A 24624-nucleotide genomic window follows, 5' to 3' on the forward strand; every position below is an offset into this window, starting at 1 on the left:
ATTTTCGTGGTTGTGATTATTTGTGTTTAAAGCAAACTGTAAACACTTAAAGCATGACGATCAAGTAAAATTACAAAATGCTAATGAAAATGCTCATGATTTTTAACAACACTTATGACAATATTTCATACTATTCTATTTTGGATATAAATTTGAAGTTACAATAGCAACTGATACTATGTCAACCCAACAATTTAAATATTCCACTAGTGTTATTTTATATCCACTGCTGATAGTTCTTTTGATATGGCTAGTCTTTTGGTATCAAGTGAATATTAATTATGGCGTAAAGTCTTTTGGAATCAGGCCTCAAAAAATTGAAGGACTCTTAGGAATTTTTACAAGCCCTTTTCTGCATGCAGATATAGACCACTTGTACAATAATTCCATTCCACTCTTGGTATTGTCCTTAGCACTGTTTTATTTCTATAATAAGATTGCCTGGAAAATAATACTTTATGGTATTATTCTATCTGGATTCTTAACATGGTTGATTGGTAAGAATGGAAATCATATTGGTGCTAGTGGCTTGATATATGTATTAGTCAGCTTTGTTTTTTTTAAAGGGATTTTCGCAAAGCATTACAGGTTGATTGCACTTTCTTTAATTGTCATATTTTTATACGGAAGTATGATTTGGTATGTTTTCCCTATTAAGGAGGGAATGTCATGGGAAGGACATTTAGGTGGATTGATTACAGGATTGTTCTTTGCCTTAGTTTTTAGAAAACAGATTGCAAAACCAGAACGCTATAAATGGGAGCGACCAGATTACAATGAAGATGATGATCCATTTATGCGGCATTTCGACGAAGACGGTAATTTTATTGAAAGTTTACCAGAAGAATCAGTTGATATAAAGTCCCAAACAGAATCAGATACCAATATGGTACAAAGAATCAATTATATTTTTAATGAAAAGAAAGACTAAGACTTAGCTTCTCTGCCTAACGGCTTCATATAAAAATGCACCACATGCTACAGAGACATTTAATGATTCTATCTCGCCTAAAATAGGAAGTTTGGCTTGAGCATCCACAACTTTTAAAACCGATGGATTGATACCTCTACCTTCAGAACCCATAATTATGGCGCATGGTTCTTTAAAAGAAATATCGTAAATAAAGTCACTTGCCTTTTCTGTAGCTGCAATAACTTTTATTCCCGAAGATTGCATATGAAATACGGCATCTTTTATATGGTCTACCTTACAAATTGGAATTTTAAAAATTGCACCGGCACTTGTTTTAATAGTGTCACCATTAATAGGTGCGCCTCCCTTTTTTTGAATAATGATTCCTGATACACCAGTACATTCTGCAGTTCTAACTATAGCACCAAAATTTCTTACATCACTTAGTTGGTCAAGCAATAGGAATAATGGAACTTTACCAGATTCAATGACTTTGAGAACTAGATTGTCTATATCATGAAACTCAATAGGTGAAATTTGAGCCACTGCGCCTTGATGATTACCTTTTGTTAATCGGTTTAGTTTTTCAATGGGTACGTAAGATGAATTTATGCCTTCTTGTCTTAATAAGTGTTCTAGTTCTTGAAATAACTCACTTCTTACACCTTTCTGTACAAAGACTTTATCTATGGTTTCTCCAGATTTTATAGCTTCTATGATAGCTCTTATTCCAAATATTGTGGTTTCATTTTTCATAAGCGACAAAGGTAGATAAATTGGACTGCAATAGAGCTGAGTAGGTAAAGAAAAAAATCTCCAACAATATTATATTGTTGGAGATTTTCTAATAGAGTTTAAACTAACTCAAATAATTAAAATCTAGTTTTGATCACTTGATCCTAAATTAGGATTTGCATTGATCTCAGATTGAGGTATTTTGAAAATCCAATCATCATTTATTGATGGTCTATCAATCTGATAAGACTGTTGATAAAGTACTTCGGAAGCACCAGAACCACCATTAGCGGCGTGATCCACACCTTCATCCCATCTTATGTGATTCTTATAACCAAAGCCCTCTCCCCACATTTCCAATCTCCATTGGAACTTTAGATGATCCATGAAACTATCTTCAGTCCCAAAAGCATCAGCATCCCATGCGGTATCTCTTGCGCTAGCCAATGGTGCAAGTGCATCTTTAGCTCCAGCCAAATCATTCATCATTAGTTTTGCTTCAGCTTCAATAAGATACATTTCTGAGGAACGCATATAGATAACGTCATCCGGGTCAATGGTACCAGGATTAGCTTGCTTTAATTTAAAATGCATGTAAGGGTGCGTATTGTGTCCCGAAACTAAACCGTATTCTCCCTTAATGGCAGCTATAGCAGCATCAAATTCTGCTTCGGTAGTGTATAGCGGGTTTGTATTATTAGCCCAGCCACCTTCTCCATTTGCAGCAGAAGTGTTAGAATTTGGTGCATCTGGTAAAAACACTTGTCCTCTATAGTCAGTTGATGGAATAGCATCGACTAATCTTCTATCCGCTGCTTTTGGATTATTTCTAATTTGACTTCCATTGAAAGTATTACTTGCCAAATAAAAATAAGCACGGAAAAATGTAGTTTCTGCTTCAATAACATGACTTCCCCAAATAACTTCTGATAGAGTGTTAGTAGCAAACCCAGATAACCAAGCGCTTTCATTTAATAGCGGGAATCCGTCTCTAGCTGCAACAGCAGATGCAGCTGCAGTAGACCAATCACCTTTAGACAATGCCCAACGTGCTTTAAGACCATGCGCTACATTAATATTTAATTGTGCTTTAGAAGCCGCACCACTTCCAGATCTTCCAGTACCATTTTCAAATGCAGTAATAGCAGCATTTAAATCGGCTTCGACCTGGTCATAAATTTCCTGAACTGTTGATCTTGGTTCACTTGTAAAAGGGGATTCAGAAGAAAACAATAGTGGCACTCCTGGATCTGATGATGGATTTCCAATTAAGTAGCCACGGCCGTAATGTTGTACTAATTCTAAATAGGCATAAGCTCTGTAAGTGTAAGCTTGACCTAAGATTTCATTCAATGCAGCCGTTTCTGTAAATCCACTAGAAGCAATACCATTAATTAGCAAATTGGCATGTAGGATAATATTATAGCGATGGTACCACATGAGTTCAGTAGTTAATGACGTTTGAATCGTGTGTTCATTCCATTGCATAGCACTTCGCCATGATAAATTATTAGCATTTGCCGTATGGATGAGCGTTCCTACTAGGTTATCTCCTAATGGTACCCAATAATGATTGTTTGCCCTAGCAGTACTACCACCAGGAAATACAGTTTGAGATTGTGAATATAGACCTCTGTGCACACCATTGAGTACCAGTTGCATATTTTCTACACTGGCCAAGGCATCTGCAGCAGATATGGCGTCGGTAGGTGTTCTTTCAAGGAAATCCTCTTTACATGATACGATAGGTATCATGAGAAAGGCCAACATGATTAATTTTACTTTATTTGACATAACTTTTTTTTTTAAAATGAAACATTCAATCCGAGTGAAAAAATTCTTGGTGCTTGGAAATTATTTCCTTGTCCCAATCCAGCTAAATTGCTTTGAGGATCTAAACCGTCTCTCTTACTTTTAAAGATAAGATTTTCACCAGTAAGATTTACGGTTAAATTATCTAGTCCTAAGTTACTAACAAAAGATTGGTTGAAATTATAACTAATGCTTGCATTTCTTAAATTCCAGAAAGAGGCATCTGTTAAGAATCGGTCAGACTGTGTTTGTACCAATAGTACATTTCCATTTTCCAATCTAGGCACGTCCGTGATATCCCCTGGTTCTCTCCATGCATCTAAAATGTCTGGGTGCAGTGATCTACCGTAAGTACCACTATGCATCATACTAGAGTAAGCATTGTCTAAAGCACTTCCTCCAATACCATAAGTGATCAAGAAGTCAAAAGTAAACCCTTTATAACTAACGGTACTTGCGACTGAACCTATGAAATCTGGTACTGAAGAATCACCTGTATAGGCGCGTTCCGTCTCTGTCCAGTCATTTGTAGTAAGATGATTGCCCTCGGCATCACGTACAGGAATACTCTCATTGTTTTCATCAAATTCATATTGAAAATAAAGTTGGTCTCCAGTGTCAGGATCAACACCAGCGGTTCTAAACAAGAAGAAGTCATATCTAGATCTTCCTTCGGCCCAACGCTTACTTCCTGTTACAAACGGATCGGGTAGACTTGTAATTTCATTTTGTAGGGTAGAACCTAGAAGAGTCAAATCCCATCTAAAATCACCTTTATTTAACAAATGTGCAGTCAGTCCTAATTCCCAACCAGAGTTTCTTAAATCTCCTGCGTTTACAGGTACAACGTTTAAACCATTACTAGGCGAAATTGGCAAGTTGTACAAAAGATCAGTAGTATTTCTTTGGTAATATTCTATAGATCCTTCTATGAAATTGTTAAATAATCCAAATTCTAAAGCCACATCAAAACTTTCTGAGGTCTCCCATAAGAGATCTGCATTTCCAATATCAGTGAACAATATAGCCGGTTCTGCCGCATTAGATGTAATATTGAATCTTGCCTGAGATAAGTACGAATCGTTCAATTGGTCATTACCGACTTCGCCATAAGATCCTCTTAGCTTTAGTTGATTAATCCAGTCGATGTTCTGAATAAATTCTTCTTGATCCAAACGCCATGATGCACCAAATGCATAAAATGTTCCCCATCTTACATCCGTTTGAAATACTGACGAACCATCAGTTCTAACTGAAGCATTTAGATAATATTTATTATCATAATTGTATAGTGCTCTAAAAAAGTAACTTTCTAAAGCTCTATCAAACGTGGCACCATCTAGATCAACGATATTAGAAAAGTTTGCAAATTCATAAATACCACTCGCTGCTTGTATGGTAGCAAGACCATCTAAATCGCTAATGGCTGTCTCATAACTTTCGTGACCTGCAGTAAGATCAAGATTATGATTACCAAAACTTTTTATATAATTAATTTGCTGGGTAAAGGTCTCTGTATCTCGTCTAGCACGTCTTTGATCAAGTCTACCTACTGGTTGCGCGTCACCAATGACAGGGTTTTCATATTCGCTAGAAAAGAAATCGGTAAAGTCCCTACCATATCTTATAACAACATTCAATCCATCTATAACTTTAAGTTCACCGAACATTCTAAATCCATAAGTGTTATTTTGATTCAGTTCACGGTTCAGCGTTAATTCTTGGATTGCATGACGTCCTTGGTTAATTGGTCTTGATCCAATATTGAATTCAGCAAACCCTTCACCATTATCCCATACGCGGTTACCCACTTCGTCTCTAACAATATTTCCATTTAGGTCATTTACAAATACTGGATAAATAGATCCTATACCTCGGGCAAAACTGAACGGGTTAACTATACTACCCGTACCTCCTGAACTTGGCGCTCTGGCCTCAGTCAAGGCAATGTTCACACTTCCACCAACTTTAATACGATCGCTGACCTGAAATTCACCATTCAATCTTGTTGTTAAACGATCAAAACCAGATGTTATGACATAACTTTCCTCATCTAGGTATGATGTTGAAAAGAACACGGAATGGTTTTCACCACCAGCAGAAAGATTGACATTATAATTAGTTCTTGTTCCTGTGCGCTCCAATACATCAAACCAATCTAAGCTTTTATAAATAACTTCTGCATTAGGATTAAGTCGACCATCAGTGCCCACAATTTGATCATTAGGGACGTTAAAAGGATTATATCCTAGTTGATTGTAAATGTTATCAGTAGCAAATTGAGGGTCTCCTCCAGCAGCACCGGTATTCCTAAGGGCCTCCCACATTACTTCATAGTATTCGCCTGGACTTACTTCATCATATAATGGACGTCCTCGAGTCACAAAACCAGATGTAACACCCGCAGTAACTTTTAAAGCATTTTTCTTACCAGTTTTTGTGGTAATGATGACAACACCATTTGCTGCTCTAGAACCATATAATGATGTTGAAGCGGCATCCTTAAGTATAGTAAAGGAAGCAATATCTTCTTGGTTAAGCGTGTTAATCGGCGCATTATACTGCGCGCCATCCACAATGTAGAGTGGAGTGGTAGAACCATTCAATGTTCCAACACCTCTAATCACGATTCCAGGAGAAGCTCCAGGACCTGTTGGTGCTGTAAACTGTACACCTGTTGCCCTACCTTCAATACCTTCAATTGGCGAAGTCACATTTCTGGTTTCTAATTGCTTGGCGGAAACGACACTAGCTGACCCCGTAAAGGCTTCTTTAGTCGTAGTACCGTATGCAACTACCACGACCTCGTCGAGCTGTGAGGTGTCTTCTTCCATTGAGACATTGTAGGTGTTTGAGTCACCAACTGTAATCTCTTGAGTTTTTAAACCTAAATAGCTAATGACTAATACATCGCCTGCATTGGCTTGTATTGAATATTTACCATCGAAGTCTGTTTGGGTTCCCCTTTGGGTTCCTTTTACTAACACATTCACTCCTGGCACAGGAAGCCCGGAAGCATCAGACACAACACCCGTAACTGTTTTGTCTTGAGCAAAAGTGAATTGCATTAATAGTGCAAAAAATAGGGTAAAAATACCCTTGAGTTTTGTTTCCATATTTTTGATTAGTTGAATTAGTTTATCAAATATCTTAATAATACACTAATAAAACAACTATTCGTTAATAAAAAGGTGTAATAATTAATAATTTTTTACAAAATCTGTTTTTTAGATACAAATAATGAGGATAATGTAAAAGACCATGGTTGATTTTCTTTAAAACGTAGCCGTTAAACTTACGTGCACTTTAGAATCCGATAATCTAAACTGTCGGTTTTCAGATTTTCCACTGGAGTAGTTTAAGCGAAATAATCCAGCATTGGTCAATAAACCCAGTCCAAATCCAAATCCAAATAGTTTTTCTTTAGTGTCTGTTATTCTATTTTCAAAATATGCTGCATCTAAGACGGAATGTACATAAATACTATTGCTCAAGCGATAACGGTATTCCGTATTTAAGACACCATAAAGATTAGCCACTAAACTATTTTCTTCAAAACCACGTATGGAGTTAATGCCTCCAAACCTAAAAAGCTCATTATCCAAATAATTATCTGACGTAAGAAGAGCTCCGTTTAATCTTGTATAAATGCTATTTTTAGAATTAAGATTAAAGATTTTATAGGTGTCCAAGTTAAAAACCGTTTGATTTTCATTGCTCGAATCGTTTTCTCTATCGCCAAAACCGGATGATAAATCGAACCAAAAATTTACTGGAAATAAAGGGTCGTAAAATTGAGGTTTAGTATAGTTATAATTTAAGGTATAGTAATTAGAGGTGTAGTCATTGAGGATATTAGTGTCAGTATCTAAAAGATTTGTAGAATTGGTTGAAGTAATACCAGCTCCAATTCTATGCTGTGCATTGATTTGATAATTTATTTTCGCATATTGCCTGGCATTAGAAAATGTGGTGTCTTTTCTAAAGATATTCAGGCCAACCTGCAATCCTAAGGGCGAACCAAATAAATACGGTAAATCAGCATCAACTCTAAAAGTTTGTTGGTCTATCTCATCGCTTTTATAGAATAAGTTTAAGGTTTCACCAAAATTGAGATTATTAATAAGTCTTAAATCAAGGTAGCCGTCGAACTCAATCTTGTTGGTATTTTCATTTGTTCCAAAACCAAGGAAGCCATCAAAGTTGTTGGTCCGTGTTTTTTCGATATATAGATACAGCGTAGTAGAATCTTTTGTAAAGAGAACTTCAGGGTCTCTTATTTTATTGGCAAACCTTAAGTCTTCAAGTAGTTCGACTTTTTCTTTAATTTCGTTCAAATTAAAAGTTTTACCAGTCCTTAACTTCATGAATCTCTTAACATAGGATTGAGGGAATTTCTCATAGCCTTTTACAACAATCTTATCAATTCGTCGTTTTTGGTTGGATTTTATGTTTAGGTCAGCAGAAATTAAATCTGAATTCAACTTAGTAATGTTAATTAATTGTAAAGTCGAAAATGGATCACCTTGCTCAGCTATTTTAGAGTTCAATTCTTCAAGAGAACTTTCAAGTCTAGAAACATCTAATTCAAAGAAATTTTCATTGTTTTTATAATCGTGATTTACAAATTTTAATAGTTCAGTATTAAAGTTCGAATCATAATTAATTCTAATTCTATTAATTTTTACTCCTATATACAATTGTGCTTTAAACAAGGTGTCATTTTGCCTTATAATAGTGTCAATTGTTGTGTCGATATAGCCGAGCCTTGTGAGCTTTCTTCTAAGTGCGTTTAATTCTGACTCAATATCTTTATAATTTTCAAAGGAGTTTGTATAACCTGTAGAATCAATAATAGTCGTTTTATTGTTGTTTTCACCCACAACTTTCAGGTCTAAATTTTGACTATGGCCTTGATTTGAAAAAATCAAGAGTTGAATAATAATAAATCGTCTAATAAAAGTCATTAAATGGTAATGGAATAACTCAAATGATAACGTAAAAATAGGTCATTATATATATGTGTAAAATGAATAGTGATATTTCTTTGAAAAATAAATTCTGAAGTATTTGAATTATAAATATATATTTCTACCTTTGCAGCCCTCAAAAGTGAGGGTTAATAAAATTTTTATATAGAAATATATGCCAACAATTTCACAATTAGTACGAAAAGGAAGAGCCAAAATAACCAAGAAGAGTAAATCGGCTGCTTTAGATTCGTGTCCTCAGAGACGTGGTGTATGTACTCGTGTTTATACAACAACACCTAAGAAACCTAACTCAGCAATGCGTAAGGTGGCAAGGGTTCGTTTAACAAACGGAAACGAGGTCAATGCATACATTGGTGGAGAGGGTCACAACCTACAAGAGCACTCGATAGTATTGGTTAGAGGTGGAAGGGTAAAAGATTTGCCAGGTGTTAGATATCACATCGTTCGTGGTGCATTAGATACAGCAGGTGTTGCTGGTCGCACACAACGTAGATCTAAGTATGGAGCAAAACGCCCTAAAAAGTAATTTAAAACTTTAAGAAGAAGACATGAGAAAAAGAGCAGCAAAAAAGAGACCGCTTTTACCAGACCCAAGATTTAATGATCAGTTAGTGACACGTTTTGTTAACATGATGATGTGGGACGGTAAGAAGTCTGTAGCTTTTAAAGTATTCTACGATGCAATTGATATTGTTGAAGAGAAAAAGAATGATGACGAAAAAACGGCGTTAGAAATCTGGAAAGAAGCCTTATCTAATGTGATGCCTCACGTAGAAGTACGTAGTCGTCGTGTAGGTGGAGCTACATTCCAAATTCCAATGCAGATTCGTCCAGACCGTAAAGTTTCTACGGCTATGAAGTGGTTAATTAGCTACGCACGTAAAAGAAACGAAAAATCTATGGCACAACGTTTAGCTTCAGAAGTATTAGCTGCTGCTAAAGAAGAAGGTGCAGCTGTTAAGAAAAGAGTTGATACTCACAAAATGGCAGAAGCAAACAAAGCATTCTCACACTTTAGATTTTAATTAGAAATGGGAAGAGATTTAAAATTTACAAGAAATATAGGTATTGCCGCTCATATTGATGCAGGCAAAACTACTACTACAGAGCGTATTCTTTATTATACAGGTGTATCGCACAAAATTGGTGAAGTACATGATGGTGCGGCTACAATGGACTGGATGGAACAAGAGCAAGAAAGAGGTATTACAATTACTTCTGCTGCTACAACTTGTACATGGAACTTTCCATTAGAGAATGGTCAATCAACTCCTGAGACTAAAGGGTATCACTTTAATATTATAGATACTCCAGGTCACGTTGATTTTACGGTTGAAGTAAACCGTTCATTACGTGTGTTAGATGGTCTAGTATTCTTATTTAGTGCAGTGGATGGCGTTGAGCCTCAGTCTGAAACTAACTGGAGACTTGCAGATAATTATAAAGTACCACGTATTGGTTTCGTGAACAAAATGGACCGTCAAGGATCTAACTTTATGGCAGTATGTCAACAAGTTAAGGATATGTTAGGTTCTAATGCTGTACCAATCGTAATGAATATTGGTGACGAAATCGATTTTAAAGGTATCGTAGACTTAGTTAAGAACCGTGCGATTGTTTGGCATGATGAAACTCAAGGGTCTACTTTTGATGTTATCGATATTCCTGAAGAATTAAAAGCAGAAGCTGCAGAATTAAGAGGTAAGCTTATCGAAGAGGTTGCCGCTTATGATGAGAATCTGTTAGAAAAGTATATGGAAGATGAAGACTCTATTACAGAAGACGAAGTGCACGCTGCACTTAGAGCTGCTGTAATGGATATGTCTATTATTCCAATGATTTGTGGTTCTGCATTCAAAAATAAAGGTGTACAGTTCTTGTTAGATGCTGTATGTCGTTACTTACCTTCTCCAGTAGATAAGGAAGGTATTATTGGTATGAATCCAGATACGGAGCAAGAAGAGATTCGTAAGCCAGATGTAAAAGAGCCTTTCGCTGCTCTTGCATTTAAGATTGCAACCGATCCTTTCGTGGGTCGTTTGGCTTTCTTTAGAGCTTACTCTGGTCGTTTAGATGCTGGTTCTTATATCTTGAACAATCGTTCGGGTAAAAAAGAGCGTATTTCTAGAATTTATCAAATGCACTCTAATAAGCAAAATGCTATTGATTTTATCGAAGCTGGTGATATTGGAGCTGCAGTAGGATTTAAAGATATTAAGACGGGTGATACCATGTCTGATGAAAAGCATCCTATTGTTTTAGAATCTATGGACTTCCCTGATCCAGTAATTGGTATTGCGGTTGAGCCTAAAACTAAGGCAGACGTAGATAAATTAGGCATGGCTTTAGGAAAGCTTGCAGAAGAGGATCCAACATTTACTGTTAGAACTGATGAAGCTTCAGGTCAGACTATTATTTCTGGTATGGGTGAGCTTCACTTAGATATTATCGTGGATCGTTTGAAGCGTGAATTTAAAGTTGAGGTAAATCAAGGTCAACCACAAGTAGAGTACAAAGAGGCTATTACGCAGGCTGCAGATCATAGAGAAGTTTATAAAAAGCAATCTGGTGGTCGTGGTAAATTTGCAGATATCGTCTTTACTATTGAGCCTGCTGATGAAGGTCAAGTTGGACTTCAATTTGAGTCTATCATAAAAGGTGGTAATGTTCCTAAGGAGTTTATACCATCTATCGAGAAAGGATTTAAGATGGCAATGCAAAACGGACCTCTTGCGGGTTACGAAGTAGATGCTATGAAAGTTACGTTGAAAGACGGGTCGTATCACGATGTGGATTCTGATCAATTATCATTCGAATTAGCTGCCAAGTTAGGATTCAAGAATTCTGCAAAAGCTGCTAAGGCTGTAATTATGGAGCCAATAATGAAATTGGAAGTAATTACTCCAGAAGAGAATATGGGAGATATCGTTGGTGACCTGAATAGAAGAAGAGGGCAAGTAAGTGACATGGGTGATAGAGCTGGTGCTAAAACTGTAAAAGCTACTGTCCCATTATCTGAAATGTTTGGTTATGTAACTACGTTGAGAACATTGTCTTCAGGTAGAGCAACATCAACAATGGAATTCTCTCATTATGCTGAGACACCATCTAATATATCAGAAGAAGTAATCAAAGCAGCAAAAGGCGTAGAAGCTTAAAACTAAAAGAAAATGAGTCAGAAAATTAGAATAAAATTAAAGTCTTACGATCATAATTTAGTTGACAAGTCTGCTGATAAGATTGTAAAAACAGTAAAAAGCACAGGTGCTGTTGTAACAGGTCCAATTCCTTTACCAACACACAAGAAAATTTTCACTGTGTTACGTTCACCACACGTTAATAAGAAGTCTAGAGAACAATTTCAATTAAGCTCTTACAAGAGATTATTGGATATCTACTCTTCATCTTCTAAGACAATTGACGCTTTAATGAAGCTTGAATTACCAAGTGGCGTTGAAGTTGAGATTAAGGTGTAAGTAAACAAGAAACATGTCCCACCGATGCGGTCGCGGGAAAAACGGTAAAAAATACAATTCAAGGCTGAAACGTATTTTTCAGCCTTGAATTTTAAATAAAGAATAATAATTAATAAATAATAAATATGTCTGGGTTAATTGGAAAAAAAATCGGTATGACCAGCATTTTCGATGAAAATGGAAAAAACATTCCATGTACAGTAATCGAAGCTGGGCCATGTATCGTTACCCAAGTCAGAACTGAAGAAGTGGATGGTTATAATGCACTTCAATTAGGTTTCGATGACGCGACAGAAAAAAGCGCTACTAAAGCTGCCCAAGGGCATGCGAAAAAAGCGGGTACTTCTGTAAAACGCAAAGTCGTAGAATTTAAAGGTTTTGATGGGGAGTACAAGTTAGGTGATGCAATCACTGTAGAACAATTTATCGAAGGAGAATTTGTAGATGTTGCAGGTACTTCTAAAGGTAAAGGTTTTCAAGGTGTAGTTAAACGTCACAATTTTGGTGGTGTAGGTCAAGCAACGCATGGTCAACACAACCGTTTAAGAGCTCCTGGTTCTATTGGTGCAGCTTCTTATCCTGCGAGAGTATTCAAAGGAATGAAGATGGCCGGAAGAATGGGTGGTGAAACAGTTAAAGTTCAAAATTTAAGAGTTTATAAAGTAGTTCCTGAAAAGAACTTACTTGTTGTAAAAGGATGTGTTCCTGGTCACAAGAATTCTTATGTAATTATTGAGAAGTAATGAAAGTAGCAGTTTTAGATATAAACGGAAAAGATACGGGAAGAAAAGCTGAGCTTTCTAAAGACGTATTCGCTATAGAGCCTAATAATCATGCTGTCTATTTAGATGTTAAGCAATACTTAGCAAACCAAAGACAAGGAACGCATAAGGCTAAAGAAAGAGCAGAAATTACTGGAAGTACACGTAAGATCAAAAAACAAAAGGGAACTGGTACAGCACGTGCAGGTTCAATTAAGTCAGGTGTATTTAAAGGTGGTGGTCGTATGTTTGGTCCAAGACCAAGAAACTACGGTTTTAAATTAAACAAAAACGTAAAGCGATTAGCACGTAAATCTGCATTAAGTATCAAGGCAAATGACAAGTCAATTGTTGTATTGGAAGATTTTAATTTCGATGCACCAAAGACTAAACATTTCGTTGATGTCTTGAAAGCATTAGAGATAGATAACAAAAAATCTCTATTTGTGTTGGGTGACTCAAATAATAACGTATATTTGTCGTCGCGCAATTTGAAAGGTTCTGAAGTTGTAACTAGCTCAGAATTAAGCACTTACAAAATAATGAATGCTAACAAAGTAGTTCTGTTAGAAGGTGCATTAGAAGGAATTGAATCGAACTTAAGTAAATAGAATACAGATGAGTATCTTAATAAAACCTATCATCACAGAAAAAGCAACCATGCAAAGCGAGGTGCTTAACGCTTATGCGTTTGAAGTGAATACTAAGGCGAACAAGGTAGAAATCAAAAAGGCGGTTGAAGCTGCTTATGGTGTTTCTGTAGAAAAAGTTCGTACGATAAATGTCCGTCCAGATAGAAAAACTCGTTTCACAAAAACGGGTATTCAACATGGTAAAACAAATGCTGTTAAAAAGGCAATTGTACAACTGGCGGAAGGTGAAACAATAGATTTATACGCTAACATGTAATTAGACTTATGTCAGTAAGAAAATTAAAACCAATCACATCAGCTCAGCGATTTAGAGTAGTAAATGGATTTGACGCCATCACTACTGATAAGCCGGAGAAAAGCTTGCTTGCTCCGAAAAAAAGAACTGGTGGTAGAAACAGTCAAGGAAAAATGACCATGCGCTACAAAGGTGGTGGTCATAAGAAAAAGTATCGTATTATCGATTTTAAACGCAACAAAACTGGTATTCCAGCGGAAGTTAAAACTATCGAGTACGATCCAAACAGAACAGCATTTATTGCTTTATTAAACTATCAAGATGGCGAGAAGCGTTATGTTATCGCTCAAAATGGTTTACAAGTAGGGCAAAAAATAGTTTCTGGTGAAAGTGGTGTCGCTCCTGAAATAGGAAACGCAATGCCATTAAGTGAAATACCTTTAGGTACTATTATTTCTTGTATAGAGTTGCGTCCAGGACAAGGTGCTGTTATGGCGCGTAGTGCTGGTGCATTTGCTCAATTAATGGCAAGGGATGGTAAGTTTGCTACGATTAAGTTACCATCTGGTGAAACTAGAATGGTATTAGCAACGTGCATGGCTACAATAGGTGTTATATCTAATTCAGATCATCAATTACTTGTATCCGGTAAAGCAGGTAGAAGTAGATGGTTGGGAAGACGTCCTCGTACAAGACCAGTAGTAATGAATCCAGTAGATCATCCAATGGGTGGTGGTGAAGGTAAGTCTTCAGGTGGACACCCAAGATCTAGAAATGGTATTCCTGCTAAGGGTTATAGAACGCGTTCTAAGACGAAAGCGAGTAATAAATATATTGTAGAACGTAGAAAGAAATAATTAAGATAGTATGGCACGTTCATTAAAAAAAGGACCTTATATCCATTATAAGTTAGAAAAGAAAGTTGCAGAAAATGTAGCTTCAAATAAAAAGACGGTAATTAAAACTTGGTCTAGGGCATCAATGATTTCTCCAGATTTCGTTGGTCAGACTATAGCAGTTCACAATGGTCGTCAATTTGTTCCAGTTTATGTAACTGAAAACATGGTAGGTCACAAATTAGGAGAATTTTCACCAACACGATCTTTTAGAGGTCATGCAGGTGCTAAGAATAAAGGTAAAAAATAAGAATCATGGGAAGTCGTAAAAAACAAATGGCGGAAGCTATTAAGGCGGAAAAAAAGCAAGTTGCTTTTGCTAAGCTAAATAACTGTCCTACATCTCCAAGAAAAATGCGCTTAGTAGCGGATTTAGTAAGGGGAGAAAAGGCTGAGAAAGCGCTTCAGATTCTTAGATTTAGTCCTAAGGAAGCGTCTCGTCGTTTAGAGAAATTGGTCATGTCTGCAATTGCAAACTGGCAAGCTAAAAACGAAGATGCAGACGTCGAAGAAGCAAAGCTTTACATTAAAGAAATAAGAGTAGATGGTGGATCTATGTTAAAAAGATTACGTCCAGCTCCTCAAGGTAGAGCACATAGAATTAGAAAAAGATCTAATCACGTTACCGTGGTTATCGATTCATTAAATAAAACACAAAGCTAGGATAGAGATATGGGACAAAAGACAAATCCAATCGGAAATCGCTTAGGAATTATCAGAGGATGGGAATCTAACTGGTACGGAGGAAACGATTATGGTGATAAACTTGCCGAAGACGATAAGATTAGAAAGTATATTCATGCTCGTCTATCTAAAGCTAGTGTAAGTAGAGTAATTATTGAGCGTACGCTTAAACTTGTAACCGTTACTATCACTACTGCTAGACCTGGTATTATTATCGGTAAAGGTGGTCAAGAGGTAGATAAGTTAAAAGAAGAGCTTAAAAAGATTACTGGCAAAGAAGTTCAATTGAACATCTTTGAAATTAAGAGACCTGAACTAGATGCACATTTAGTAGCAGCAAGTATTGCTCGTCAAATTGAAAGTCGAATCTCATATAGACGTGCAATAAAAATGGCTATCGCTGCTGCAATGCGTATGAATGCTGAAGGAATTAAAGTTCAGATTAGTGGTCGTTTGAATGGTGCTGAAATGGCACGTTCTGAGCACTACAAAGAAGGACGTATTCCGTTATCTACATTTAGAGCTGATATTGATTATGCTTTAGTTGAAGCACATACTACTTATGGTAGATTAGGTGTGAAGGTGTGGATTATGAAAGGTGAGGTCTATGGAAAAAGAGAACTTTCTCCATTAGTTGGTCTTTCTAAGCAAAAAGGAAAAGGTGGACGTGGTGGAAACAAAGGAAACCAACGTCGTAGAAAGTAATTTTTTAAAGAAAAGAAAAAATGTTACAGCCTAAAAGAACAAAATTTCGTAAGCAGCAAAAAGGTCGTATGAAAGGAAATGCGGGAAGAGGTCATTTGTTATCAAATGGTACTTTCGGTATTAAATCATTAGACTCGTCTTTTATAACTGCACGTCAAATAGAAGCAGCACGTATTGCCGCTACACGTTACATGAAAAGAGAAGGTTCTATCTGGATTATGATATTCCCAGATAAGCCTATTACAAAGAAGCCTCTTGAAGTACGTATGGGTAAGGGTAAAGGTGCCGTTGAATATTGGGCAGCCGTTGTAAAACCAGGACGCATGTTATTTGAAGTAAGTGGTGTACCGTTAGCAACAGCTCAAGAAGCTTTGCGTTTGGCAGCCCAAAAACTTCCAGTAAAAACTAAGTTTGTCATAGCTAGAGATTACGAAGCTTAATAAAAGAAATTATGAAGCAATCAGAAATTAAACAGCTCTCAACAGCTGAGTTACAAGAAAAACTTAGTGAGACTAAAAAGAGTTATGTAGACCTAAAAATGGCTCACGCAATATCTCCTTTAGAAAATCCAATTCAATTACGTCACGCGCGTCGTGCTGTAGCTAGAGTTGCGACAGAATTAACTAAAAGAGACGGACAATAATTGTATTCTGCTGAAAGATGGAAAAAAGAAACTTAAGAAAAGAACGTATAGGGATAGTAACTAGTAGCAAAATGGAGAAATCTATTGTTGTTGCAGAGGTTAAAAAAGTAAAACACCCTATGTATGGAAAGTTCGTGTTAAAGACAAAGAAATATGTCGCACACGATGAAACAAACGACTGCAACGAAGGAGATACTGTAAAGATCATGGAAACACGACCTATGAGTAAATCTAAGTGTTGGAGATTGGTAGAAATAATTGAAAGAGCGAAGTAATTATGGTACAACAAGAATCAAGATTAAAAGTAGCTGACAATACTGGTGCAAAGGAAGTTTTAACTATCCGTGTACTAGGTGGAACAAAAAGACGATATGCGTCGGTTGGAGATAAAATTGTAGTATCTGTTAAGGATGCAACTCCTAACGGAAGTATCAAGAAAGGTGCAGTTTCAACTGCTGTTGTTGTGCGTACTGCTAAAGAAGTAAGACGTCCAGATGGATCTTATATTAGATTTGATGACAATGCATGTGTGCTTTTAAACCCTCAGGGTGAAATGAGAGGAACTCGTGTTTTTGGTCCTGTAGCTAGAGAACTTCGTGATAAACAATTCATGAAAATTGTATCATTAGCACCAGAAGTGCTTTAATTGATAAATAAGATGACAAAGCTTAAAATAAAATCAGGAGATACGGTACAAGTCATTGCTGGAGACCATAAAGGTTCTGAAGGTAAGGTGCTTAAGGTATTAAAAGATAAGAACAAGGCCATCGTAGAAGGTGTAAACATGGTGAAGAAACATACTAAACCAAGTGCGCAAAACCCTCAAGGTGGAATTGTAGAGAAAGAAGCATCAATTCACATGTCTAACTTGTCTTTATTAACAAGTAAGGGAGAAACTACTAGAGTTGGTTTTAGAATGGATGGCGACAATAAAGTAAGATTTTCTAAAAAATCTAATGAAGTAATTTAATTATGGCTTACGTTGCAAGATTAAAACAAGAGTATAAGGATAAAGTAATTCCTGCTCTTACAGAAGAATTTGGATATAAGAATGTAATGCAAGTACCTAAGCTAGAAAAGATAGTTTTATCTAAAGGTGTCGGTGCTGCGGTTGCGGATAAAAAGTTAATCGATCACGCTGTTGATGAGTTAACTAAGATTACTGGACAGAGAGCTATTGCTACAATATCTAAGAAAGATGTTGCATCTTTTAAGTTACGTAAAGGTATGCCAATTGGTGCTAAGGTGACTTTAAGAGGTGAGCAAATGTACGAGTTCTTAGACCGTTTGGTGACTTCAGCTTTACCACGAGTTAGAGATTTTAACGGTATTAAAGCTACTGGTTTTGATGGTCGTGGAAACTATAACTTAGGTGTTACGGAACAAATCATTTTCCCGGAAATTGATATTGATAAAATCAATAAGATTTCTGGTATGGATATCACATTTGTGACTTCTGCAGAAACAGATAAAGAAGCGAAGTCATTATTAACAGAACTAGGATTACCATTTAAAAAGAATTAATTATGGCTAAAGAATCAATGAAAGCTCGTGAGGTGAAGCGTGCAAAAATGGTTGCTAAATATGCTGAGAAAAGAAAAGCTTTAAAAGAAGCTGGAGATTACGAAGCATTGCAAAAGTTGCCAAAAAACGCATCACCAATACGCATGCACAACCGTTGTAAACTTACAGGTAGACCAAAAGGTTATATGAGACAGTTTGGAATTTCCCGTGTAATGTTTCGAGAAATGGCTAACAAAGGGTTAATTCCTGGTGTAAAGAAAGCAAGTTGGTAAATAAGGAAGCGAATTAGCTTCTGTACTATTAACAATAGAATTATTGTATAATCGGAATATAGGTTCGAAATAGTCGAAAACCATTTTCCAAAACTAAAAACTATGTACACAGATCCAATAGCGGATTATTTAACGCGAGTTAGAAATGCTGTGAAAGCAAACCACAGAGTGGTAGAAATCCCTGCATCTAACTTAAAAAAGGAGATAACTAAAATATTATTCGATCAAGGATATATATTAAGTTATAAATTTGATGACAAGTCTACTACACAAGGTGCAATTAAGATTGCCTTAAAGTATAACAAAGACACTAAAGAGTCGGTTATCAAAAAAATTCAAAGAATCAGTAAACCAGGTCTACGTAAATACGCAGGCGCTAACGAAATGCCAAGAATCTTAAATGGTTTAGGTATTGCAATTGTTTCTACTTCTCATGGTGTTATGACGGGTAAACAAGCGCAAAGAGAAAACGTTGGTGGCGAAGTATTATGCTACGTATACTAAAAACAGGAAATTATGTCAAGAATAGGTAAAAACCCAATAACAATTCCTGAAGGTGTTACAGTTGAAGTTAAAGACAACCTAATTACTGCTAAAGGGAAATTAGGAGAATTAACTCAGGAGTATTCAGAAGTTGAAATTAAAATAGAAGACGGTACAATTACATTGACGCGTCCTTCTGAGAAAAAAGATCACAGAGCAAAGCACGGACTTTACAGAGCGTTAATTGCTAATATGATAGAAGGTGTTTCTAATGGCTGGACCAAAGAACTAGAATTAGTTGGTGTAGGTTACAGAGCATCAAATCAAGGACAGAAGTTAGATTTAGCCATTGGTTTCTCTCATAATATCGTTTTGGATATTGCTCCAGAGGTGAAAGTTGAGACGGTTTCAGAAAAAGGAAAGAATCCAATCGTTAAATTAACATCCCATGACAAACAATTGGTCGGTCAAGTAGCTGCGAAAATTCGCGGTTTCCGTAAGCCAGAACCTTACAAAGGAAAAGGTATCAAGTTTGTTGGTGAAGAAATTAGAAGAAAAGCAGGTAAATCAGCTTAATAATTAAGTTATGGCATTGACAAAGAACGAAAGAAGAATAAGAATAAAAAGCAGAATCCGTAAGGTAGTGTCTGGTACTGAAGCAAGACCAAGATTAGCTGTTTTTAGAAGTAATAAAGAAATTTATGCTCAAGTCGTGAATGATGTAACTGGTGAAACTATAGCTGCTGCATCTTCAAGAGATAAGGATATAGCAAAGTCTAAAGGAAACAAAACTGAAGTTGCTGCTTTAGTTGGTAAGACTGTTGCGGAAAAGGCTATGAAAGCTGGTGTTGAAACTATTTCTTTTGATAGAGGTGGTTACTTATATCACGGAAGGGTAAAATCATTAGCAGAAGGTGCTAGAGAAGCAGGACTTAAATTTTAAGACATTATGTATCAAAAATATAAAAACGCAGAATTAGTAAAGCCAGGCGGATTAGAATTAAAAGATCGCTTAGTTGGCGTACAGCGTGTAACTAAAGTAACAAAAGGTGGTAGAGCATTTGGTTTTTCTGCTATTGTTGTTGTAGGAGACGAAGCAGGAGTTGTAGGACATGGTTTAGGAAAATCTAAAGATGTTGCTACTGCAATTGCAAAGGCTGTAGAAGATGCTAAGAAGAACTTAGTTAGAATTCCTATTATCAAAGGAACATTACCACACGAGCAAAAAGGTAAGTTTGGTGGTGCTAGAGTAAACATTATTCCTGCTGCACCTGGTACAGGGGTTATTGCTGGTGGTGCTGTAAGAACAGTACTTGAAGCTGTTGGTATACATGATGTATTATCAAAATCTCAAGGCTCTTCTAACCCTCATAATGTAGTTAAGGCAACATTTGATGCTTTATTACAATTAAGAGATGCTAAAGCTATAGCTAAAGAGCGTGGAATTTCACTTGAAAAAGTATTTAAAGGATAAAGAATAGTATGAAGTACGGAGTAATTAGTTGTTAGTAGTTTTATAGCTATTTTTAATAATACTAAATACTTGATACTATATACTTAATACTAGCATAACATGGCAAAGATTAAAGTAACTAAAGTAAAAAGTGCAATCAATCGTACTAAAAGACAAAAGCTAACATTGGAAGCTTTAGGATTAAAAAAGATTGGTCAAGTAGTAGAGCACGATGCCACACCAAATATCCTTGGTATGGTAAGAAAAGTTGAACATTTAGTTTCTGTGGAGGAAGCTTAAAAATATACACTTAAAAAATGGATTTAAGTAATTTAAAACCTGCAGAAGGTTCAGTAAAAAATCAAGGAAAGCGTGTTGGCCGTGGTCAAGGATCTGGTAAAGGTGGTACTGCGACAAGAGGACACAAAGGTGCGAAGTCACGTTCTGGATATTCTAAGAAATTAGGATTTGAAGGTGGGCAAATGCCATTGCAGAGACGTGTTCCTAAGTTTGGTTTTACTAACATAAACAGAGTAGAGTATCAGGGTATAAACTTAGATACACTTCAACAGTTAGTTGATGAGAAGAAGATAAAGGATGCTGTAGATTTTGAAACACTTGTATCACTAGGAAAGGCAGGAAAAAACGATCTTGTTAAAATCTTAGGTAGAGGTGAGTTAAAGTCTAAATTAAAAGTAACTGCTCATAAATTTACTGCTACAGCAAAGGCTGCTATTGAAGCTGCAGGTGGTGAAGCTGTAACTTTATAAGAACACAAGGATGAAAATAATAGAAACATTAAAAAACGTCTGGAAAATCACTGAACTTAAGGATAGAATTATTCTAACCTTAGGTTTATTATTGGTTTATCGTTTTGGTGCTCAGGTTGTATTACCAGGTATTGATATTGATAAATTGGATGGTTTACAGGCTGGTATGGATGGTGGTATCTTAGGATTGTTAAATGCCTTTACAGGTGGTGCCTTTGCGAATGCTTCTGTATTTGCTTTAGGGATCATGCCATACATTTCTGCATCCATCGTTGTTCAATTAATGGGTATCGCGATTCCTTATTTACAGAAACTTCAGAAAGAAGGTGCGAGTGGGCAAAAGAAAATCACTCAGATTACACGTTGGTTAACCATAGGTATTTGTTTAGTGCAAGCACCAGGTTACTTGGCGAGTGTTCCTGCATTATCGGGTGCACAATCAATGGGCGCTTTATTAGTTCCAGGTTTCAACGAAAATATCTTTTACGTTTCTTCAGTAATTATCTTGGTTACAGGTTGTGTATTTGCCATGTGGTTGGGAGAGAAGATTACGGATAAAGGTATTGGTAATGGTATATCATTATTAATTATGGTTGGTATCATTGCAACTATGCCTCAGTCATTTGTACTAAATGCAGCGTCTAGATTAGATGGTGGTAATGGTGGTTTCATGATGATATTAATTGAGATGGTGATCTGGTTCTTAATTATTTTGGCATCTGTCTTCTTGGTTATGGCCGTACGAAAGATTGCTGTGCAATATGCAAGAAGAACAGCGTCTGGTGGTTATGAGAAGAATGTGTTTGGATCACGTCAGTTTTTACCGTTAAAGCTGAATGCTTCTGGTGTAATGCCAATTATATTTGCTCAAGCAATCATGTTTGTTCCGGGCTTAATTGGACAAGCGTCTTTCTTGGAAGGAACAGAAACAGGGCAATGGTTACAAGCTGAGTTTGGTAATAACTTATTTGGATTCTGGTACAATTTAGTATTTGCATTATTGATTATAATATTCACGTATTTCTATACAGCGATTACGGTGCCTACCAATAAGATGGCAGACGATTTAAAACGAAGTGGAGGATTTATTCCAGGTATTAGACCAGGTACGGAAACAGCGGAGTATTTAGATAAAATAATGTCTCAAATCACTTTGCCAGGATCTATTTTCTTGGCATTAGTAGCAATATTTCCCGCATTTGTTTATCAGTTTGCAGGAGTGCAGCAAGGTTGGGCGTTATTCTTTGGTGGTACATCACTATTAATTATGGTTGGTGTAGCCATTGATACTATGCAGCAGATTAATTCTTATTTATTGAATAAGCATTATGATGGCTTGATGAAGACAGGTAAAAACAGAAAATCTGTGACCTCATAATTATAAAACTAATTTAGAGAGTTCGATCCAAAAAAATTAGGCAAGGTATTTGTTAATTGAGGATTGAATACTTAAAAATTATTTATGGCAAAACAAGCAGCAATAGAACAAGACGGAACGATAATAGAAGCATTATCAAATGCGATGTTTCGTGTAGAATTAGAGAATGGTCACATTGTGACTGCACACATATCTGGTAAAATGCGTATGCATTATATTAAGTTATTACCAGGGGATAAAGTAAAATTAGAAATGAGTCCTTACGATTTAACTAAGGCTCGTATAACTTATAGATACTAGAAGTAGTATTTAAAAACAGAAACAGATGAAAGTAAGAGCATCAGTTAAGAAGAGAAGTGCTGATTGTAAATTGGTACGCCGTAAAGGAAGACTTTACGTTATTAACAAAAAGAATCCTAGATTCAAACAAAGACAAGGATAAAAGAAAAGTCATTAGTAATTAGTAGTTAGACGAATCTGTTCGAAATCGAAAGGTTTAGGATTCTAACAACTAAAAACTAACAGCTAAAAACTAAATTATATGGCAAGAATTGCAGGTGTAGATATACCAAAACAAAAAAGAGGAGTAGTGTCCTTGACTTACATCTATGGGATAGGTAGAAGTAGAGCTAAAGAGATCTTAGAAACTGCTAAAGTAGACGAAAGTACTAAAGTACAGGATTGGACTGATGACGAAATCGGTGCAATTCGTGAAGCAGTTGGTAACTTCAAGATTGAAGGTGAATTACGTTCTGAAACTCAATTAAACATTAAGCGATTAATGGATATTGGATGTTACAGAGGTATTCGTCACAGAGCTGGTCTTCCATTAAGAGGACAGCGCACTAAGAACAACTCTCGTACAAGAAAAGGAAGAAGAAAAACGGTTGCTAACAAGAAAAAAGTAACTAAATAATAACAGACATTAGTCATTAGTTTAGAAGTTAGATGAATCTGCCTGAAATGTAAAAGTTTAGGATTCTAACAACTAAAGCTAACAACTAGAAACTAAAAGATATGGCAAAGTCAAGTACAAAAAAACGTAAAGTAATTGTTGATGCAATCGGAGAAGCGCACATTACGGCTTCATTTAACAACATCATCATTTCTTTAACAAATAAAAAAGGTGACGTTATTTCTTGGTCATCAGCTGGTAAAATGGGCTTTAGAGGTTCTAAAAAGAATACGCCTTATGCTGCACAATTAGCCGCAGAAGATGCTGCAGGTGTAGCTAAAGAAGCTGGATTAAAGAAAGTAAAAGTTTATGTAAAAGGTCCTGGTAACGGAAGAGAATCCGCTATCAGATCTATACACAATACAGGTATTGAAGTATCAGAAATTATTGATGTAACTCCAATGCCACACAACGGTTGTCGTCCACCTAAAAGACGTCGTGTATAATTTACACTTATAAAGAGATTAATATCAGCTATTTATTTGGCTGATATTAATTTTTTATGCGTAAATTTGCAAACTGAAAAATTCGAATATTAACAAGTATCAACGAGAGACTAACGGTTATAGAAGGATAAGATTAAGACCTTAATTTTATAATCACTCTCAAAACAAATTAAAAATGGCAAGATATACTGGTCCTAAAACAAAAATCGCTCGTAAATTCGGGCAAGCTATTTTCGGAGATGACAAAGCTTTCGAAAAAAGAAACTATCCTCCAGGACAGCATGGAAATAACCGTCGTCGTGGAAAAAAATCTGAATATGCTATCCAGTTAATGGAAAAGCAAAAAGCGAAATATACTTATGGTATTTTAGAGCGTCAATTCAGAAACATGTTTAAAAGAGCAACTGCAGCTCAAGGTATCACAGGTGAAGTTTTATTACAATTATGTGAATCACGTTTAGACAACGTTGTTTTCAGAATGGGTATTGCTCCAACAAGAAGTGGTGCTAGACAATTAGTATCTCACAGACATATCACAGTTAATGGAGAAAAGGTAAATATTCCTTCATACCAATTGAAAGCAGGAGATGTTGTAGGTGTAAGACAAAAATCTAAATCTTTAGAAGCTATTTCGAATTCATTGGCTAATTCTAGCAATGTTTACGAATGGATTACTTGGAATAATGACACAATGGAAGGAACATATGTTTCTGTTCCTGCCAGAATTCAAATTCCAGAACAAATCAACGAGCAATTTATCGTTGAACTTTACTCTAAATAATAAATTTATTAATCATATTGGGATTTAGCCAAAGGGTGTATTGGACTTCTTCAAA

Annotated in this window: 35 protein-coding genes; 31 read left to right on the top strand and 4 right to left on the bottom strand. The window is 36.1% G+C overall.

Features of this window, described 5'->3' with window-relative positions; translation table 11 throughout:
• Window positions 1–178: 178 nt before the first annotated feature.
• The gene (locus H7F21_RS15905; protein ID WP_185790304.1) at window positions 179–931 is read left to right on the top strand and encodes a rhomboid family intramembrane serine protease; all 753 of its coding nucleotides are present in this window, start codon (window positions 179–181) and stop codon (window positions 929–931) included.
• Between the two features lie 3 nt (window positions 932–934).
• Here the strand turns inward: H7F21_RS15905 and rlmB are convergent, their stop codons facing one another.
• The 4 genes from rlmB to H7F21_RS15925 all read right to left on the bottom strand — a co-directional run bounded on the left by rlmB (window position 935) and on the right by H7F21_RS15925 (window position 8427).
• Entirely contained in the window at window positions 935–1669 is a 735-nt protein-coding gene (gene rlmB, locus H7F21_RS15910; protein ID WP_185790305.1) for a 23S rRNA (guanosine(2251)-2'-O)-methyltransferase RlmB, read from the bottom strand.
• A gap of 123 nt (window positions 1670–1792) precedes the next feature.
• Entirely contained in the window at window positions 1793–3442 is a 1650-nt protein-coding gene (locus H7F21_RS15915) for a RagB/SusD family nutrient uptake outer membrane protein (RefSeq protein ID WP_185790306.1), read from the bottom strand.
• A gap of 11 nt (window positions 3443–3453) precedes the next feature.
• On the bottom strand, window positions 3454–6576 hold the full coding sequence (locus H7F21_RS15920; RefSeq protein ID WP_185790307.1) for a SusC/RagA family TonB-linked outer membrane protein: 3123 nt from the start codon (window positions 6574–6576) through the stop codon (window positions 3454–3456).
• Window positions 6577–6735: 159 nt separating this feature from the next.
• Entirely contained in the window at window positions 6736–8427 is a 1692-nt protein-coding gene (locus tag H7F21_RS15925) for a POTRA domain-containing protein (RefSeq protein WP_185790308.1), read from the bottom strand.
• Between the two features lie 178 nt (window positions 8428–8605).
• On the opposite strand from H7F21_RS15925, the gene rpsL reads away from it, so the two are divergent.
• The 30 genes from rpsL (at window position 8606) to rpsD (ending at window position 24569) form a co-directional block, all read left to right on the top strand.
• Window positions 8606–8980, top strand: a complete 375-nt coding sequence (gene rpsL / locus H7F21_RS15930) for a 30S ribosomal protein S12 (protein ID WP_008269190.1) — start codon at window positions 8606–8608, stop codon at window positions 8978–8980.
• A gap of 22 nt (window positions 8981–9002) precedes the next feature.
• Window positions 9003–9479, top strand: coding sequence for a 30S ribosomal protein S7 (gene rpsG, locus H7F21_RS15935; protein ID WP_155089972.1), 477 nt, complete (start codon window positions 9003–9005; stop codon window positions 9477–9479).
• Window positions 9480–9485: 6 nt separating this feature from the next.
• On the top strand, window positions 9486–11612 hold the full coding sequence (gene fusA, locus H7F21_RS15940) for an elongation factor G (RefSeq protein WP_185790309.1): 2127 nt from the start codon (window positions 9486–9488) through the stop codon (window positions 11610–11612).
• 12 nt (window positions 11613–11624) lie between these two features.
• Window positions 11625–11930: a 30S ribosomal protein S10 gene (gene rpsJ / locus H7F21_RS15945; RefSeq protein WP_007650482.1), complete on the top strand. Its 306-nt coding sequence runs from the start codon at window positions 11625–11627 to the stop codon at window positions 11928–11930.
• Between the two features lie 125 nt (window positions 11931–12055).
• On the top strand, window positions 12056–12673 hold the full coding sequence (gene rplC / locus H7F21_RS15950) for a 50S ribosomal protein L3 (protein ID WP_185790310.1): 618 nt from the start codon (window positions 12056–12058) through the stop codon (window positions 12671–12673).
• Window positions 12673–13302, top strand: coding sequence for a 50S ribosomal protein L4 (gene rplD, locus H7F21_RS15955; RefSeq protein WP_185790311.1), 630 nt, complete (start codon window positions 12673–12675; stop codon window positions 13300–13302). Before rplC ends, rplD begins: the two co-directional genes overlap by 1 nt.
• Before the next feature lie 7 nt (window positions 13303–13309).
• The gene (gene rplW / locus H7F21_RS15960) at window positions 13310–13600 is read left to right on the top strand and encodes a 50S ribosomal protein L23 (RefSeq protein ID WP_185790312.1); all 291 of its coding nucleotides are present in this window, start codon (window positions 13310–13312) and stop codon (window positions 13598–13600) included.
• An 8-nt stretch (window positions 13601–13608) separates the two neighbouring features.
• Window positions 13609–14436: a 50S ribosomal protein L2 gene (gene rplB / locus H7F21_RS15965; RefSeq protein ID WP_185790313.1), complete on the top strand. Its 828-nt coding sequence runs from the start codon at window positions 13609–13611 to the stop codon at window positions 14434–14436.
• A gap of 10 nt (window positions 14437–14446) precedes the next feature.
• Complete coding sequence (gene rpsS, locus H7F21_RS15970) at window positions 14447–14725, top strand: 30S ribosomal protein S19 (RefSeq protein ID WP_008269180.1); 279 nt, start codon at window positions 14447–14449, stop codon at window positions 14723–14725.
• 5 nt (window positions 14726–14730) lie between these two features.
• A complete protein-coding gene (gene rplV / locus H7F21_RS15975) occupies window positions 14731–15138 on the top strand; it encodes a 50S ribosomal protein L22 (RefSeq protein ID WP_185790314.1) in 408 nt (135 codons plus the stop codon).
• Window positions 15139–15147: 9 nt separating this feature from the next.
• Complete coding sequence (gene rpsC, locus H7F21_RS15980; protein ID WP_185790315.1) at window positions 15148–15864, top strand: 30S ribosomal protein S3; 717 nt, start codon at window positions 15148–15150, stop codon at window positions 15862–15864.
• A 20-nt stretch (window positions 15865–15884) separates the two neighbouring features.
• Window positions 15885–16304, top strand: coding sequence for a 50S ribosomal protein L16 (gene rplP, locus H7F21_RS15985; RefSeq protein ID WP_185790316.1), 420 nt, complete (start codon window positions 15885–15887; stop codon window positions 16302–16304).
• An 11-nt stretch (window positions 16305–16315) separates the two neighbouring features.
• Window positions 16316–16507, top strand: a complete 192-nt coding sequence (rpmC, locus tag H7F21_RS15990; protein WP_185790317.1) for a 50S ribosomal protein L29 — start codon at window positions 16316–16318, stop codon at window positions 16505–16507.
• Between the two features lie 17 nt (window positions 16508–16524).
• Entirely contained in the window at window positions 16525–16782 is a 258-nt protein-coding gene (gene rpsQ, locus H7F21_RS15995) for a 30S ribosomal protein S17 (RefSeq protein WP_185790318.1), read from the top strand.
• A gap of 2 nt (window positions 16783–16784) precedes the next feature.
• Window positions 16785–17153: a 50S ribosomal protein L14 gene (rplN, locus tag H7F21_RS16000; RefSeq protein WP_185790319.1), complete on the top strand. Its 369-nt coding sequence runs from the start codon at window positions 16785–16787 to the stop codon at window positions 17151–17153.
• 12 nt (window positions 17154–17165) lie between these two features.
• A complete protein-coding gene (gene rplX, locus H7F21_RS16005) occupies window positions 17166–17477 on the top strand; it encodes a 50S ribosomal protein L24 (RefSeq protein ID WP_185790320.1) in 312 nt (103 codons plus the stop codon).
• A 2-nt stretch (window positions 17478–17479) separates the two neighbouring features.
• On the top strand, window positions 17480–18031 hold the full coding sequence (gene rplE, locus H7F21_RS16010) for a 50S ribosomal protein L5 (RefSeq protein ID WP_185790321.1): 552 nt from the start codon (window positions 17480–17482) through the stop codon (window positions 18029–18031).
• Window positions 18032–18033: 2 nt separating this feature from the next.
• Window positions 18034–18303, top strand: coding sequence for a 30S ribosomal protein S14 (gene rpsN, locus H7F21_RS16015; RefSeq protein WP_114300021.1), 270 nt, complete (start codon window positions 18034–18036; stop codon window positions 18301–18303).
• A 102-nt stretch (window positions 18304–18405) separates the two neighbouring features.
• Window positions 18406–18807, top strand: a complete 402-nt coding sequence (gene rpsH / locus H7F21_RS16020) for a 30S ribosomal protein S8 (RefSeq protein WP_185790322.1) — start codon at window positions 18406–18408, stop codon at window positions 18805–18807.
• 12 nt (window positions 18808–18819) lie between these two features.
• Window positions 18820–19362, top strand: a complete 543-nt coding sequence (gene rplF / locus H7F21_RS16025) for a 50S ribosomal protein L6 (RefSeq protein WP_185790323.1) — start codon at window positions 18820–18822, stop codon at window positions 19360–19362.
• Window positions 19363–19372: 10 nt separating this feature from the next.
• Window positions 19373–19729, top strand: a complete 357-nt coding sequence (gene rplR, locus H7F21_RS16030) for a 50S ribosomal protein L18 (RefSeq protein ID WP_185790324.1) — start codon at window positions 19373–19375, stop codon at window positions 19727–19729.
• A 6-nt stretch (window positions 19730–19735) separates the two neighbouring features.
• Window positions 19736–20260 carry a 30S ribosomal protein S5 gene (rpsE, locus tag H7F21_RS16035; protein WP_185790325.1) on the top strand — a complete coding sequence of 175 codons (525 nt, stop codon included), beginning with the start codon at window positions 19736–19738 and terminating at the stop codon, window positions 20258–20260.
• A 99-nt stretch (window positions 20261–20359) separates the two neighbouring features.
• Window positions 20360–20539 (top strand): 50S ribosomal protein L30, encoded by a 180-nt coding sequence (gene rpmD, locus H7F21_RS16040; protein ID WP_185790326.1) that lies wholly within the window; start codon window positions 20360–20362, stop codon window positions 20537–20539.
• 17 nt (window positions 20540–20556) lie between these two features.
• The gene (gene rplO / locus H7F21_RS16045) at window positions 20557–21009 is read left to right on the top strand and encodes a 50S ribosomal protein L15 (protein WP_185790327.1); all 453 of its coding nucleotides are present in this window, start codon (window positions 20557–20559) and stop codon (window positions 21007–21009) included.
• Between the two features lie 10 nt (window positions 21010–21019).
• Complete coding sequence (secY, locus tag H7F21_RS16050; protein WP_185790328.1) at window positions 21020–22387, top strand: preprotein translocase subunit SecY; 1368 nt, start codon at window positions 21020–21022, stop codon at window positions 22385–22387.
• An 84-nt stretch (window positions 22388–22471) separates the two neighbouring features.
• Entirely contained in the window at window positions 22472–22687 is a 216-nt protein-coding gene (gene infA / locus H7F21_RS16055) for a translation initiation factor IF-1 (RefSeq protein WP_007094967.1), read from the top strand.
• Window positions 22688–22712: 25 nt separating this feature from the next.
• Window positions 22713–22829: a type B 50S ribosomal protein L36 gene (ykgO, locus tag H7F21_RS16060; protein WP_008269159.1), complete on the top strand. Its 117-nt coding sequence runs from the start codon at window positions 22713–22715 to the stop codon at window positions 22827–22829.
• 99 nt (window positions 22830–22928) lie between these two features.
• Window positions 22929–23303, top strand: a complete 375-nt coding sequence (gene rpsM, locus H7F21_RS16065; protein ID WP_185790329.1) for a 30S ribosomal protein S13 — start codon at window positions 22929–22931, stop codon at window positions 23301–23303.
• Between the two features lie 101 nt (window positions 23304–23404).
• On the top strand, window positions 23405–23788 hold the full coding sequence (gene rpsK, locus H7F21_RS16070; RefSeq protein ID WP_185790330.1) for a 30S ribosomal protein S11: 384 nt from the start codon (window positions 23405–23407) through the stop codon (window positions 23786–23788).
• A 175-nt stretch (window positions 23789–23963) separates the two neighbouring features.
• Window positions 23964–24569, top strand: a complete 606-nt coding sequence (rpsD, locus tag H7F21_RS16075; RefSeq protein WP_185790331.1) for a 30S ribosomal protein S4 — start codon at window positions 23964–23966, stop codon at window positions 24567–24569.
• Window positions 24570–24624 lie beyond the last annotated feature (55 nt).

Origin of the sequence: Winogradskyella flava (assembly GCF_014243395.1) — a bacterium.
GTDB lineage: Bacteria > Bacteroidota > Bacteroidia > Flavobacteriales > Flavobacteriaceae > Winogradskyella > Winogradskyella flava.